Raw genomic sequence first — 14008 nt, 5'->3', positions numbered from 1 at the left:
GTGGCCTGGTGATCGCTTGTCCAGGTCGGTGTCGCGGTTCGGTGTCCTTGGGGTGGTCAGTGTGCGGCGGTGGCTATGCGGAGGGCGAGGTCGGGGAGGTCTGCGCCGGTGAGGCCGGGGTAGCCGTGCAGGATGGCGCGCCATTCGGCGGGGACCGCGGAGGCGCCCCAGCGGGCGCCGAGGAGGCCGCCGGCGATGGCGGCGGTGGTATCGGTGTCGTTGCCGGCGCGGACGCACGCCTGCAAGGCGAGGGGCAGGTGTTCGGGGGTGGTGGCGTCGGTGGTGGCGATGGCCCACCAGGCGGTCTGCAAGGCGTGCACCACCCAGCCGTTGTTCGGGAAGTCGGCGGGGGTGCCCTGTTCGGCTTCGTCGAGTCGTTCGGTCCAGTACGCGGATTGCGGTGAGCGGCTGACGTATTCGCGTACGCCCCCGAAATCGGCCGACAGCACCGCGTGCCGGATCGCGTAGGTCCACAGCTTGCACGCGTCGACCGCGTACTCGTCGTAGTGGGTGAGCATCCCGATCCGCCCCGCCGCCGCGATACAGCCCTCGGCGTCGTCGAGGTAGGCCAGCGCGACCGGCGCGGTCCGCATCAGCGACCCGTTGCCGCCGGTGCGGCCGGTCAGCGACATCGCCACCGCCTGCATGGCCAGTGCCGAGGACGACCGCGCCGAGAGCACCTGACGGGTCTGGTTACCGATATCGGGCGGATCGGAATCGAACCACGCGACGAAACCGGCTGCCACCGCGTCCATGTCGATCCCCGGCCCGTGCGCCGCCGCCAGCGCGATCGCCAGTGCCATGGAGGTGTCGTCGGTCCACTCCCCGGGCGCCCAGTTGAACGGCCCACCCCCGATCATCCTGATCTCCGCCGCCGGCCCCGGCCGCGTGAACTCGTACCCCGCCCCCAGCGCGTCCCCGGCGGCCCCGCCCACCAGCACCCCGGCCACCCGATCGGAGAACCCCGAACCCTGCACAGCCCCACTCCTTCCGGGCGAACCACTATCCGCCCGGCAAACCCTACCGGTCGGCATGTGTGCCAACGCCTTTTCGCCCGCGGTGACACGGAGACTGTCGCGGCGCGGCACAGTGGAGCGATGGGAGAGCGTCGCTGGTACACCGTCGAACTGCGTCACCCGGAGCTGTACATCGAACCGGCCGACCAGCCGGGCCCACCGACGGCGGGCACCGGCGGCACCGGCACTCTGCTGAGCGTCCACCGGGACCCCGACGGTATCGAGCACGGCCGCATCCGTGTCGGCCGGACCGCCTGCACCGTCGAGCTCGGCATCGAGCTCGGCGACACCGCACCGATTCTCGGTGACCTCCGGGACTGGGAAACCGTCGACACCGGCACCATCGAATTGCCCGCGCGCGCCACCCTCACCCGCACACCGCTCGCGTCGGCGAGCCCGCCGGAACGCGACCAGCTGGTGCCCCTGCCGACGGGCTTGCACGGGATCACAGTCAGTGCCCGCGGCCGGGACCGTGGTCGCACCGACGGGGCGATCCTGATCCAGCTGTGGCCGCTCGGTCACCCCGCGCCGGTCCGCAGTCTCAAGCACGCGGACACCGTCGATCTCCGGGTACCGGCGGCCGGACCACCCACCGGCTCCGCGTCGAGCACATCGCCGCCCCGGCCACCGGTCTCGGCCACCACGGCGACCTCGGTCACCGATCAGTGGGTGCGCATCCGGGCAACCATCATGAACCGGTGCGATCGCGGGGTGTGGCCGAGCCTGGTGCGGTCGGGGACGGGGTCGAACGCCGTCGATGATGCCGAAACGCGCACCGGTGTCGGCTGGCCCACGCAGCTGCGGGAATGGTTTCTGGTGCACGGTGGTGGCGCGAGCGCGGATCTGCTGCCGGGGATGACCTTGCTCGGAGTCGACGAGATGCTCGAGTTGCACGATATGCAGTGCGCGATCTGGTGTGAACTCGCCGCCGAGGATCCGGATTTTCCCGGGGCCGACGAGCACGCCCCGGCGAGTGCGGAGGCGGGGCGGTTCCTGCCGGAGTTCGTCCCGGTCGCCGAACGCGACGGCACCATGCTGGTCTGCGATACCCGGCCCGGTCCGCTGGGTGGCTGTGTCACCGAATTCGGCAAGGACACCGCCGACCTGTCCGCGCCCGGGTGGTCTTCGCTCGCCGCGCTGCTCGCCGACCTGGCCGACAGCATCGAGCACGGCACACCGTTCGACACGAACTTCGTGCCCACGCTGACCGAACACGGGGTGAGCTGGGAGTTCGTCGGCGGTGACTAGGCCGGGCCCGCGTCCCGGGCGAGCTCGGCGGGTTCCGGGCGCGCAGCGCGGGTGCGGCGCGAGCGGAGGAGGGCGTCGGTGGTGAACACGGCCAGCCCCGCCCAGATCAGGGCGAACCCGATCCAGCGGGAGGTGGGCATGGGTTCGTGCATGACGGCGACACCCCAGACCATCTGGAGGGCGGGAGTGAGGTACTGCAGGATGCCCATGGTCGACAGCGGCACCCGCTGCGCGGCCACGGCGAACAGCAGCAGCGGGACCAGGGTGACCGGGCCGGTGGCGAGCATGAGACCGACATGGGCGGGGCTGGAAGCGAATTCGCTGCGGCCGGTGGCCAGCAGCACGATGACGAAGGCCAGCGCGAACGGCGCCGCGACCATGCCCTCGGCGGCGATACCGCGCAGCGCGTCGAGCCGGATCACCTTCTTGACCAGCCCGTAGGTGGCGAACGAACAGGCCAGCACCAGCGCGATCACCGGTGGCCTGCCGTAGTCGACGGTCAGCACCACCACCGCCAGCGCGCCGAGCCCGAGCGCCAGCCACTGCGCCCTGGTGAGCCGCTCACGGAACAGCACCACCCCGAACGCCACGGTGACCAGCGGATTGATGAAATACCCGAGCGCGCACTGCACCACATTCCCGCTGATCACGCCGTACACATAGGTGCCCCAGTTGATCGAGATCGCCGCCGACGCCGCGGCCGCCAGCCGCCAGGTCCGCGCGTCGATGCCCGCCATCTCCCGCAGCCGCCCGGTCAGCGTCAGCACCGCCAGCACCACCACCAGCGTCCAGATGATCCGCTGCGCCACCACTTCGGCCGCCGAGGCGAACGCCAGCAGCCCGAAGAACGCCGGGAACAGACCCCAGATGAGGTAGGCGCCGGTTCCGAAGACGACACCCGGCGGAGACGCACTGCGCTGCATTCATCCCACGTTACGTCTGACGTAGCCTGACGAGCATGTCCATTTCCGTGCAGGAGCCGGCGGCCACCGGGCTCACGGCAGCACAGGTCGACCAACGACGCCGCGACGGACGCACCAACGATGTCCCCGCCAGAGCCAGCCGTTCGGTGGGCGAGATCGTCCGCGCGAACGTGTTCACCCGCATCAACGCCATCCTCGGCGTGCTGTTCGTACTGGTGCTGTCCACCGGCTCGATCATCGACGGCATGTTCGGCCTGCTCATCGTGGCCAACAGCGCGGTCGGCATCATCCAGGAGGTCCGCGCCAAACGGACCCTCGATCAGCTGGCGATCGTCAGCCAGGCCAAGCCGACGGTGCGCCGCGACGGCGTCGCCGAGCAGGTGACTCCGGGCGAGGTGGTCCTCGACGACCTGATCGAACTCGGTCCCGGCGACCAGATCGTCGTCGACGGCGAGGTCGAGGAGGCCGCGGCGCTCGAGATCGACGAATCGCTGCTGACCGGTGAGGCCGACCCGATCGACAAGGGCATCGGCGCGCCGGTGATGTCGGGCAGTTTCGTGGTGTCCGGCTCGGGCGCCTACCGCGCGACCAAGGTCGGCAAGGACGCCTACGCGGCCAAACTGGCCGAGGAGGCCAGCAAGTTCACCCTGGTGCACTCCGAATTGCGCTCGGGTATCGACAAGATCCTGAAATTCATCACCTACCTGCTCATTCCGGCCGGCGCGCTGAGCATCTACAACCAGCTCGTGTCGAGCGGGGAGTCCTGGCGGCCCGCCGTCACCGGCATGGTCGCCGCGCTGGTGCCGATGGTGCCCGAGGGCCTGGTGCTGATGACCTCCATCGCCTTCGCCGTCGGTGTGGTGCGGCTGGGTCAGCGCAACTGCCTGGTGCAGGAACTGCCCGCGATCGAGGGCCTGGCCCGCGTCGACGTGGTGTGCGCGGACAAGACCGGCACCCTCACCGAGAACGGCATGCGCCTGGCGCAGATCGAGCCGCTCGGTTCCTTCGACGCCGCGCAGGTGCGGCAGGCGCTGGCTGCCCTGGCCGGCGACGATCCCCGCCCCAACGCCAGCGTCCAGGCCATCGCCGAGGCGCTGCCCGACGCGCCCGGCTGGACCAGCACCGCCGTCGCGCCGTTCTCCTCGGCCAAGAAGTGGAGCGGCATCTCCTATGGCGCACAGGGCGATTGGCTGCTCGGCGCCCCCGATGTGCTGCTCGACCCCACCACCGACGCGGCCGCACGCGCCGAGGAACTCGGTGCCTCGGGCCTGCGGGTGCTGCTGCTGGCCCGCGGTGACCGCCCGGTCGACGCGGCCGACGCGCCGGGCACCGTGTCGCCCGCCGCCCTGGTCGTGCTCGAACAGAAGGTGCGTCCCGACGCCAAGGGCACCCTCGAGTACTTCGCGAGCCAGCAGGTCTCGATCAAGGTGATCTCCGGCGACAACGCCGTCTCGGTCGGCGCCGTGGCCTCCTCGCTGGACCTGCCCGGCGGCGACCACCCGGTCGATGCCCGCGGACTGCCCGAGGACCAGGCCGCCCTCGCCGACGTCCTCGCCGAGGAGACCACCTTCGGCCGGGTGCGCCCGGATCAGAAGCGCGCCATGGTCGGCGCCCTGCAGTCGCGCGGGCACACCGTCGCCATGACCGGTGACGGCGTCAACGATGTGCTCGCCCTCAAGGACGCCGATATCGGCGTGGCGATGGGCGCGGGCAGCCCGGCCACCCGCGCGGTCGCCCAGATCGTGTTGCTGGACAACAAGTTCGCGACCCTGCCGTATGTGGTGGGGGAGGGCCGCCGGGTGATCGGCAATATCGAGCGGGTCTCGAATCTGTTCCTCACCAAGACGGTGTACTCGGTGCTGCTGGCCTTCCTGGTCGGCCTGGCCGGGGTCGGTTCGCAGATCTTCGGCTACGACCCGATCGGCTATCCGTTCCTGCCGCGCCATGTCACGATCGCGGCCTGGTTCACCATCGGCATCCCCGCGTTCATCCTGTCGCTGGCGCCCAACAACGAGCGTGCCCGTTCCGGTTTCGTCGGCCGGGTGATGCGCCTGGCGGTGCCCTCGGGCGTGGTCATCGGCGTGGCGACCTTCATCGCCTATCTGATCGCCTACGCCGGTCCCGAGGCCACCGAGACCCAGCGGGTGCAGGCGGGCACCACCGCGCTGATCACCCTGATCATGATCGCGGTGTGGGTGCTGGCGCTGGTCGCCCGGCCGTATGTGTGGTGGAAGGTGGTGCTGATCGCGGTGTCGGTGCTGGCCTATATCGCGCTGTTCACCATTCCGTTCACCCGTGAGTTCTTCAAACTCGACCCGTCCAATCCCCGGTTGACGCTGGCCGCGTTCGTCTGCGGCGTGGTCGGGATCGTGCTGGTCGAGCTGGCGTGGTGGGTGCAGGCCAAGCTGTCCGGCAACCCCGGCAAGCTCGTCCCCGCGGTCGGCGCCCAGGGCGCCTGAGCCACCGCTGACCAGGCCGGGTCCGCCTCGAGAACCCTTGCGCCGGATGAACATTCGGTGTTGGAGTACCTTTGCGCACATGGAGGTATTGCTGCACCAGATCGACGCGTTCACCGACGCACCGTTCTCGGGCAACCCGGCCGCGGTCATGCCGTTGCGCACCTGGCTGCCGGACACGCTGCTGCAACAGCTGGCCGAGGAGAACAACCTCGCAGAAACGGCGTTCTACATCTCCGAGTTACCCCCGGACGCCGGTGGCCCGCCCGGCGAATGGCCCGCGTTCCACCTGCGCTGGTTCACCCCGGCGGTCGAGGTGGACATGTGTGGGCACGCCACCCTCGCCGCCGCCACCCAGATCATCGAAGACCGCCATCCCGAGCACGACCGGGTCAGCTTCTACACCCGTTCGGGCTGGCTGCACGTCGACCGCACCGACGACGACGAATACGTGCTGAACCTGCCCGCCCTCGCCTCGGTGCGGGTCGACCCCGACCCGGCCCTGGTCGCGGCACTCGGGGTCACCCCGGTGCGCGCCTACACCGGCCAGGACGAGGTGATCGTGGTCGGCACCGAGGACGAAGTGCGTTCCGCGACACCGGATTTCGGTGCCTTCCCGGAGCTGCGGCGCGGTGTGATCCTCACCGCCGCCGGCGACCGGGTCGAGGTGGTCTCGCGCTTCTTCGCGCCCGGCGTCGGTGTCGCCGAGGACCCCGTCACCGGCTCCGCGCACGCCCAGCTCGTCCCGCTGTGGAGCCGCGAACTCGGCCGCACAACCCTCACCGCGCGCCAGCTCTCCCGCCGCGGTGGCACCCTGCGCGCCGAACTCGCCGACGACCGCGTCCTGCTGCTGGGCCGCTGCCGCCGCTATCTCGACGGAGTCGTCACGCTGCCGTGCTGAACGGTGCCCCGGGTCGGTGCCTACTCGGCGGGTACCGGTCCGTCGTCGGGGGTGGGGGTGATGGTGCCGATGGTGCCCGGCAGCAACGGGCTCACCGCGAATCGTCCGGCGAGCGCGTCGGCGGGGAGTGCCTGCACTGCCCGGACGCCGGGTTGCGCTGCCAACGCACGCAATTGGGGGAGAGTGCCGCGCACGACTAGACCGGCCGTGCACGCGCAGCCCGCTCGCAGCCGGGACTCGACCACGCGGGCGATCTCGGCACTGCGCTCGTCGTGGAACTCCTGGGCGGCGAGCAAACCCGCCGCCGCCTCGGCCGACTTCACCGCGGGTTCCTCGCCTGCGGGCGTGGCGACGGTGATCACCGGGGTCTGCACGCGGTCGATCGGCACGTGCTGGATCACGCCCGCGACGCGCAGCCCGTCGGCGGCGGCCGGAATCTGCTGGGGTGTCAGGTATTCGGTGAAAGAGACCAGGGCCCAGTGCAGATCGGTGTCGGTGCCGTCCAGGGAGGCACGCGCCTGGTTCAGGTACTCCTCGACCTGCTCGCCGGGTGCGGGGCCCAGCCGGTCGGTCGCCACGCCCGAGGACGGGTGGGGGGCGGTGAAGGCGAACACCAGCAGGACGACCGCCAGGACCGCCGCCGCGCCGAGCGCAACGGTCTTGATGATCCGGTTCCGGTCGAAGTCGTGGCCGGCATCCCCGCGGTCGTCCGGCGCCGCATCCGGCGCCGGAGTGGACGACCGCGGGTCCTCAGGCATGGCGTAGTACGTCCAGTGCGCCCGCGAGATCGGCGGGGTACTCGCTGGTGATCTCGAGCCAGCGGCCGTCGGCGGGATGGTGGAAGCCGAGCTGACGCGCGTGCAGCCACTGCCGTTCCAGGCCGAGCCGCTTGGCCAGGGTCGGGTCGGCGCCGTAGGTGAGGTCACCGGCGCAGGGGTGGCGGACCGCGGAGAAATGCACCCGGATCTGGTGGGTGCGGCCGGTCTCGAGGTGCACATCGAGCAGGCTGGCGGACTGGAAGGCTTCGATCGTGTCGTAGTGGGTGACGCTGGGCCTGCCGTCGCCGGTGACCGTGAACTTCCAGTCGTTGCCGCGTGCGCGCCCGATCGGGGCATCGATGGTGCCGCTGCTCGGATCCGGGTGTCCCTGCACGAGTGCATGGTATTGCTTGTCGACCGTGCGTTCCTTGAAGGCGCGCTTGAGCATCGTGTAGGCGTGTTCGGATTGCGCGACCACCATCACCCCCGAGGTGCCCACATCCAGGCGGTGCACGATGCCCTGGCGTTCGTGCGCGCCGGAGGTGGAGATGCGGTAACCCATGGCGGCCAGGCCACCGACCACGGTCGGTCCGGTCCAGCCGACGCCGGGATGTGCGGCCACGCCGATCGGCTTGTCCACCGCGACGATGTCGTCGTCGGCGTAGAGGATGTTCAGCCCGTCCACCGGGGTGGCCTCGACGGTCACTTCCCGCTTGGGTTCGGGGAAGATCACCTCCAGCCAGGCGCCCGCGGTGAGCCGGTCGGATTTGCCCGCGGCGATCCCGTCGAGCTGCACCGAGCCCTCCTCGGCGAGCGCGGCCACGGCGGTGCGCGACAACCCGAGCAGCCGGGACAGGCCCGCGTCCACGCGCATCCCGTCCAGCCCGTCGGGTACGGGCATCGTCCTGGTCTCCCTCATCGGGTCTCCTCGCCGGTGGTGTGTTTGCGGCCGGTGCGGGTGCCGTCGGGTTCGAAGCCGAACACCGTGAGCGCGACCAGCAGGATCGCGCCGCACACGATGGCCGAGTCGGCGACATTGAACACCGGCCACCAGCCGATGGCGACGAAGTCGACCACGTGGCCCTGCAGCGGGCCGGGGTAGCGGAACAGGCGGTCGACCAGATTGCCCAGCGCCCCGCCGAGCACCATGCCCAGCCCGATCGCCCACCACAGCGAGCGCAGGGTGGAACCGATGCGGATCACGCCGACCACCACCGCGGCCGCGATCAGGGTCAGCAGCCAGGTCATGCCGGTCGCCATCGAGAACGCCGCGCCCGGGTTGCGCACCAGGGTGAAGCGCGCGAAATCGCCGATGATCGGGACCGATTCGCCCGGGTCGATGAAGGCGACGGCGAGGCATTTGGTCAGCAGGTCGAGGCCGAACAGCACGACGGCGATCGCCAGCAGTGTGGTCAACCTGCGGCGACCGGCGGGTTCGGCCTGCTTCGCCGGCTCGGGCACGGCGTCGGGAGCCGCGGCCGGCGAGCCCTCGCCCGTCTCGGGGTCGGCAGCGTTGTCGGTGGGCCGGTCTTCACTCACGCGTCCATCATTCCCTAGTCGTGATCGGCGCTGCGCCGCGGTGGGTGAGGCGGTCCCAGGTGTTACTCAGGAAGCGGTCGTACCCTGATGGCTGTGACGGTGTTGTCTAGTCCTCGCTTACCCCGCATCGCGCGTCCCGGAGTGTTGCTCGTGGCGCTCGTGCTCGGGTTCGCGTCCTTCGGTGCCGGGTGCGCCGACCGGTCGTCCGCGCCCGCCGATGCCGAGGGCACCGAGCCGCTGGGCATCGGCAAGGAAGTGACCGTGCCGATCTCGGCGGCGGTCACCACGATGATCTCGCCCGGCGAGGAACCGCGCGCCGCGTTGCGCCCGAGCTATCCGCTGGGCACCACGCAGGAGGTGACCCTGCGCACCGACTATCAGATCCAGCAACAGGTCAACGATCAGCCGACGCGCGACTTCTCACCCGCCGCGCTGACCATCCCGATGACCGCCGTGGCGGGCCCCGACGGTGTCGATGTCACCGTCGGCACCGTCACCACGCCCGACCCGGCCCTGAACAAGGCGTTCACCGCCGCCGACGGCTCGCACGCCGGGCTGGAGATGAGCGATCTCGGCGCGATCACCGAACTGCGGATGGCCCCGTCGCCGGAGACCCCGAATTCGGCCCGCGCCGCCCTGGAACAGGCGTTCTACCAGGCTGTGTACCGCTCGATCGCGTTCCCCGACGAACCGGTCGGGGTGGGCGCGGTGTGGACGGTGAGCCAGGAGATCACCGGCGGGGTGACCCTCGAGCAGATCACCACCGCCACCCTCGTCGGCCGCGAGGGCGACCGGCTCACCATCGACCTGCAGGTGAGCCAGACCCCCACCGACACGGTCTGGATGCTGCCCAACGACGCGGGCGCGCTCGACATCGACGGCTACGTCATGGAGGGCACCGGCACCATCATCGTCGATCTCGGTCTGCCGCTGCCGGTGTCGGGGGCGATCGAGGTCGGCGGTCAGCAGATCTACCGGGACGAGCGCAGTGTGAGCACCCTGGTGCAGACGCAGTCGACGCGCCTGTCCTGGACCGAATGATGCGTGCCGCCCTGCTGCGCGTGAGCGCGGCCGCGTCGGCCTGTGCCGCGTTGACCGGGGTCGCCGCCTGCGGCTCCGACGACGCGCCCGCCGCCTTCCCGCCCGCCGCGACCGCGGCCCCCGGATCGGGGACGCCCGTGCGGGATTCGGCGAAGTTGTCGGCGGCCCTGCTCGCGGCGCCCGACCTGCCCGGCGCCTTCGCCGCCGTCCCACCCCGCGACGACACCGACGACACCGCGGTTCCGCCCGCGGCCCTGACCGACCCCGCCGACTGCGCCCGCCTGCTGACCCCGATCGCGACACAGTGGCCCGGCTCGGCGGCCTCGGCCTCGGTGCAGTTCGCCGGACCGAGTTTCGCCACCATCGACATCGACGCGGCGAGCTACCTCGACACCGCGCTCGCGCAGGCCTTCGACGCGCTCCAGGCCCAGGTCCGCCGCTGCGCCACCTATACCGGCGACGACGCGGGCGTGCACATCGACTACCGCACCGCACCGCTGGCTCAGCCGCCGGCCGGCGACGCGAGTTCGGCGTTCACCCTGACGGCCACCAGCGACGGCCTCACCCTCACCTCCGCGACCTCGCTCGTCCAGGTCGGCAACACGCTGGTCCAGGTGGTGGTCACCGCACCCGAAGAGGTCGACCCCGGCGTGCTCACCGATCTCACCGCCGCACAGGTCCGCAAACTGCGCGGTTGACCACCTGGCGCGGCAGTATCGATCAGACCGCCGCGGCGGCGGTCAGTTTGCTGCCGAGGTAGCCGATGTAGCCGCGGACCTCGTCGGCCGACTTGTCCGGCAGCCCGAACACGGTCTCGGTGACGCCCGCCGCGGCCCACTGCGCGAGCTGCTCGGCATTGTGGCGACCGGCGAGCGCGATCACCCGCGGCGTGCCCTCGCGGCCCGCTTCGGTCCAGACCCGGTGCAGCAGGGCGATCTTCTCGTCGAGGTCGCCCTCGGTCGGGGTGGTGATCCAGCCGTCGGCGTGCTTGGCCAGCCACCCGAAACTCTTCTCGGTGCCGCCCGCGCCCAGCAGCACCGGCACGCCGGCGCGCACCGGCTTGGGCCACGACCAGCTCGGCCCGAATTTCACGAACTCACCGTCGAATTCGGCTTCTTCCTGCGACCAGAGTGCGCGCATGGCGGCGAGATTCTCCGCGAGCACCGTGCGCCGCTTCTTCGGCGGCACGCCGTGGTGGGCGAGTTCGTCGGTGTTCCAGCCGAATCCGACCCCGAGTTCCACGCGCCCACCCGAGAGGTGATCGAGTGAGGCGATGGTCTTGGCCAGGGTGATCGGGTGGTGTTCGGCGGGCAGCGCCACCGCCGTGGACAGGGCGATCCGCTCGGTCACCGCGGCGGCGCCGGCCAGCGCGACCCACGGATCGATGGTGCGCAGGTAGCGGTCGTCGGGCAGGGAGGAGTCGCCGGTCTGTGGATGTGCCGCGGCCCGCACGACCGGGATATGGGTGTGCTCGGGCACGTAGAACGCGTCGAATCCCGCGTTCTCGGCGGCCAGCGCCGCGTCGGCCGGGGCGATGCCCCGGTCACTGGTGAACAACACGACCCCGTACCGCATGCCCCGAACCTCCGGCTAGACAGCTAAAACTAGAACAAGTTCTACCAGCCTTTCGCGGTGAAGGTAAGAGGAATAGGCTCGGAACCGTCCGTGCGTCACCTTCGACCAGGAGGTACCCGATGTCCGAAGTTTCCCCCATTCCCGCCGGTTACCCGCGAATCTGTCCCGGTATCGCGTGCGCGGGCGCGGCCGCGGCGATCGATTTCTATCTCAGCGTCTTCGACGCCACCGAACGCATGCGGATGGCCGGGCCGGACGGCACCGTCATGCACAGCGAACTACTCATCGGCGACGCGGTGCTGATGGTCGGCGACCCCGTCCCCGATCTCGGCTTCCTCGACCCGAAAACAGTCGGCGGCTCCCCGGTCGACCTGATGGTCTTCGTCCCCGATGTCGATGCCACCTTCGCCGCCGCGCTCGCCGCGGGCGCCACCGAGAACAGGCCGCTCACCAACGAGTTCTACGGCGACCGCACCGGCTCGTTCACCGACCCGTGGGGCCACCGCTGGACCGTCTCCACCCACATCGAAGACATCGAACCCGCCGAGATGCAACGCCGCATGGACGCCATGATGGAGTCCGCCGGCTGATCGAGATCACCACGCTCCGGTGGCGTCCGCCGCTGAGGCGATGCCGCCACCGGAGCGCCCGTCCGGATCAGGCCGGGTAGATGGCGTTGTTGTCGACGCGGACGGGGCGTGGGGGGAGCGGGTCGCGGGCCGGGCCGTTGTGGACGGCGCCGTCGAGGGTGAAGCGGCTGCCGTGGCAGGGGCAGTTGATGGTGCCGTTCGCCACCGTGGTCACCCGGCAGCCCGCGTGCGTGCAGGTCGAGGACAGGCCGACGAAGGTCCCGGCCGCCGGCTGGGTGACCACCGTGTCACCGGCCACCACCCCGCCGCCGACCGGTACCGCGGCGATGGTCGTCAACGCCCCGTCCGGGGCGGGCTCGGCCGCCGCGGGCGCGGGCGCGTCCCGTTCGGCGCAGGCAGGCAGGGTGACCGCGCCCGCCAGTACCGCCACGCCGGCGAAGAGCGTCCGCCGGTCGACCGCCAACTCGTTGCCATCCATCGCCGTGTCGCTCTCTGTGCGCCCTGACTCGCTTCTTCTCAGGTCAACGAGCAGCGAGCGCCCACGGTTCGACACGGTTCAGAGCAGCCGGAACTCCATGACCGCCATCGCGTCGTCCATGGCGGTGGTGAGCGTGTCCAGCCGGGCCCGCGGGTCGGGCGCGGACAGTGCGGCCTGCCGGTCGGTCTGCCCGATCGGCAGCCGCGCCGCGAGCTCGAAGGACCGCACACTCGGGTCGGCGGAGAGCCCGTCCAGCGAGGCCGACGGCGGTGGCCTGCGGAGACCGGACTTGCGGGCCAGACCGGCGGTCAGCTCGTGCAGCCGGTCGGCGCGTTCGCGCAGCCCGGCCAGCAGATCGGCGTCCTCGGTGGCCGGACCGTCCGGCCACGGCGTGACCCGCGCGCGCGGATACGGCGCGTCGTCGAGCCAGCTGTCGACCCGGATCCGGTCGGTGCCCAGACAGCGCAGCCGGAACCGGGAACCGCGCAGCTCCACCACATCGGTGATCCGGGCGAGAACACCGACATCGGTGCGCACGTCGCCACCGCCCACCTCGTGTCCGCGCGCGATGAGTACCACGCCGAACTCCGGCTCCCGGCGGCCGTCGAGGCAGTCCTCGAGCAACGCGACATAGCGCGGTTCGAAGATCTGCAGCGACAACGGCTCGCCGGGCAGCAACACCGCACCCAGCGGGAACATAGGCATCTCCACCGTCACAGCATGCCCGCTGCCGGGTGCGAAGTCCGTCATGGTTTGGCGATCGCCTCGAAGACGGTCGGGTCGACCAGTGTCGAGGTGCCGCCCAGTTCGCGGCCTTCGGCCACGTCACGCAGCAGTCGCCGCATGATCTTGCCGCTGCGGGTCTTGGGCAGTTCCGGCACGAGATGGATCTCGCGCGGGCGGGCGATCGGGCTGATCTCGAGTGAGACGGCCGCCTTCAATTCGGTCACCAGCGCGTCGCCGGGAACGCCGGCGCCGGTGAGGATGACGAACGCGACGATGCCCTGGCCGGTGGTGTCGTCGGCGGCGCCGACCACTGCCGCCTCGGCGACCGCCGGATGACCCACCAGCGCGGATTCGACCTCGGCGGTGGAGATCCGGTGCCCGGAGACGTTCATGACATCGTCGACCCGGCCCAGCACCCACAGATCGCCGTCGGCGTCGAGTTTCGCGCCGTCCCCGGCGAAGTACCAGCCGTCGGCGGCGAAACGCTGCCAATAGGTTTCGCGGTAGCGGTCCATGTCGTTCCAGATGCCGCGCAGCATCGACGGCCACGGCCGATCCAGTACCAGCAGACCGGATTCGTCCTTGCCGAGCGGCCTGCCGTCGTCGTCGACGACCTTGGCCGAGATCCCGGGCAGGGCGGCCATGGCGGCACCCGGTTTGGGGGTGGTGACGCCGGGCAGGGGCGAGATCATGATGGCGCCGGTTTCGGTTTGCCACCAGGTGTCGACGATGGGGGTTGTGCCTGCGCCGATGACTT

At 70.7% G+C, this 14008-nt stretch carries 15 protein-coding genes; 6 read left to right on the top strand and 9 right to left on the bottom strand.

The genetic code is table 11. The features are described from left to right. Positions 1-56 precede the first annotated feature (56 nt). On the bottom strand, positions 57-977 hold the full coding sequence (locus tag ACFXK0_RS27325; protein ID WP_379413847.1) for an ADP-ribosylglycohydrolase family protein: 921 nt from the start codon (positions 975-977) through the stop codon (positions 57-59). Between the two features lie 120 nt (positions 978-1097). Between ACFXK0_RS27325 and ACFXK0_RS27320 the strand changes: the two genes are divergently transcribed. After that, the gene (locus ACFXK0_RS27320; protein WP_379413846.1) at positions 1098-2264 is read left to right on the top strand and encodes a hypothetical protein; all 1167 of its coding nucleotides are present in this window, start codon (positions 1098-1100) and stop codon (positions 2262-2264) included. Here ACFXK0_RS27320 and rarD read toward each other — a convergent pair. Continuing rightward, positions 2261-3187, bottom strand: a complete 927-nt coding sequence (rarD, locus tag ACFXK0_RS27315) for an EamA family transporter RarD (protein WP_379413845.1) — start codon at positions 3185-3187, stop codon at positions 2261-2263. The genes ACFXK0_RS27320 and rarD overlap by 4 nt on opposite strands. A 35-nt stretch (positions 3188-3222) precedes the next feature. On the opposite strand from rarD, the gene ACFXK0_RS27310 reads away from it, so the two are divergent. Continuing rightward, complete coding sequence (locus tag ACFXK0_RS27310; protein WP_379413843.1) at positions 3223-5646, top strand: HAD-IC family P-type ATPase; 2424 nt, start codon at positions 3223-3225, stop codon at positions 5644-5646. 79 nt (positions 5647-5725) lie between these two features. Beyond that, positions 5726-6544 carry a PhzF family phenazine biosynthesis protein gene (locus ACFXK0_RS27305; RefSeq protein ID WP_379413842.1) on the top strand — a complete coding sequence of 273 codons (819 nt, stop codon included), beginning with the start codon at positions 5726-5728 and terminating at the stop codon, positions 6542-6544. Positions 6545-6564: 20 nt separating this feature from the next. Here the strand turns inward: ACFXK0_RS27305 and ACFXK0_RS27300 are convergent, their stop codons facing one another. Genes ACFXK0_RS27300 through lspA form a run of 3 tightly spaced genes read right to left on the bottom strand, consistent with a single transcriptional unit; the run spans position 6565 to position 8841 of the window. After that, the gene (locus ACFXK0_RS27300) at positions 6565-7302 is read right to left on the bottom strand and encodes a hypothetical protein (protein ID WP_379413841.1); all 738 of its coding nucleotides are present in this window, start codon (positions 7300-7302) and stop codon (positions 6565-6567) included. Further along, on the bottom strand, positions 7295-8221 hold the full coding sequence (locus ACFXK0_RS27295) for an RluA family pseudouridine synthase (RefSeq protein ID WP_379413839.1): 927 nt from the start codon (positions 8219-8221) through the stop codon (positions 7295-7297). The genes ACFXK0_RS27300 and ACFXK0_RS27295 overlap by 8 nt, the downstream gene beginning before the upstream one ends. Further along, positions 8218-8841 carry a signal peptidase II gene (gene lspA, locus ACFXK0_RS27290; RefSeq protein WP_379413838.1) on the bottom strand — a complete coding sequence of 208 codons (624 nt, stop codon included), beginning with the start codon at positions 8839-8841 and terminating at the stop codon, positions 8218-8220. Before lspA ends, ACFXK0_RS27295 begins: the two co-directional genes overlap by 4 nt. Before the next feature lie 87 nt (positions 8842-8928). Here lspA and ACFXK0_RS27285 point away from each other — a divergent pair, with 87 nt between their 5' ends. Together ACFXK0_RS27285 and ACFXK0_RS27280 are read left to right on the top strand one after the other, a co-directional pair. Next, positions 8929-9882 (top strand): hypothetical protein, encoded by a 954-nt coding sequence (locus tag ACFXK0_RS27285; RefSeq protein ID WP_379413836.1) that lies wholly within the window; start codon positions 8929-8931, stop codon positions 9880-9882. Continuing rightward, on the top strand, positions 9879-10580 hold the full coding sequence (locus ACFXK0_RS27280; RefSeq protein WP_379413835.1) for a hypothetical protein: 702 nt from the start codon (positions 9879-9881) through the stop codon (positions 10578-10580). The genes ACFXK0_RS27285 and ACFXK0_RS27280 overlap by 4 nt, the downstream gene beginning before the upstream one ends. A gap of 22 nt (positions 10581-10602) precedes the next feature. Here the strand turns inward: ACFXK0_RS27280 and ACFXK0_RS27275 are convergent, their stop codons facing one another. Then, a complete protein-coding gene (locus ACFXK0_RS27275; protein ID WP_379413833.1) occupies positions 10603-11457 on the bottom strand; it encodes an LLM class F420-dependent oxidoreductase in 855 nt (284 codons plus the stop codon). Between the two features lie 119 nt (positions 11458-11576). Between ACFXK0_RS27275 and ACFXK0_RS27270 the strand changes: the two genes are divergently transcribed. Beyond that, entirely contained in the window at positions 11577-12047 is a 471-nt protein-coding gene (locus tag ACFXK0_RS27270) for a VOC family protein (RefSeq protein WP_379413832.1), read from the top strand. Between the two features lie 67 nt (positions 12048-12114). Here the strand turns inward: ACFXK0_RS27270 and ACFXK0_RS27265 are convergent, their stop codons facing one another. The 3 genes from ACFXK0_RS27265 to ACFXK0_RS27255 form a co-directional block, all read right to left on the bottom strand. Then, positions 12115-12525, bottom strand: a complete 411-nt coding sequence (locus ACFXK0_RS27265) for a ubiquinol-cytochrome c reductase iron-sulfur subunit (protein ID WP_379413830.1) — start codon at positions 12523-12525, stop codon at positions 12115-12117. 78 nt (positions 12526-12603) lie between these two features. Beyond that, a complete protein-coding gene (locus tag ACFXK0_RS27260; RefSeq protein WP_379413829.1) occupies positions 12604-13275 on the bottom strand; it encodes an LON peptidase substrate-binding domain-containing protein in 672 nt (223 codons plus the stop codon). After that, positions 13272-14008: AMP-binding protein (locus ACFXK0_RS27255; RefSeq protein ID WP_379413828.1), on the bottom strand; the 737-nt coding region annotated here is incomplete at its 5' end. The genes ACFXK0_RS27260 and ACFXK0_RS27255, both read right to left, overlap by 4 nt.

Source organism: Nocardia sp. NPDC059177, from assembly GCF_042755165.1.
In the GTDB taxonomy this organism is placed as follows: Bacteria; Actinomycetota; Actinomycetes; order Mycobacteriales; family Mycobacteriaceae; genus Nocardia.
The sequence above is the reverse complement of the archived record's forward strand: the minus strand, read 5'-3'. Positions and strand labels throughout refer to the sequence as shown.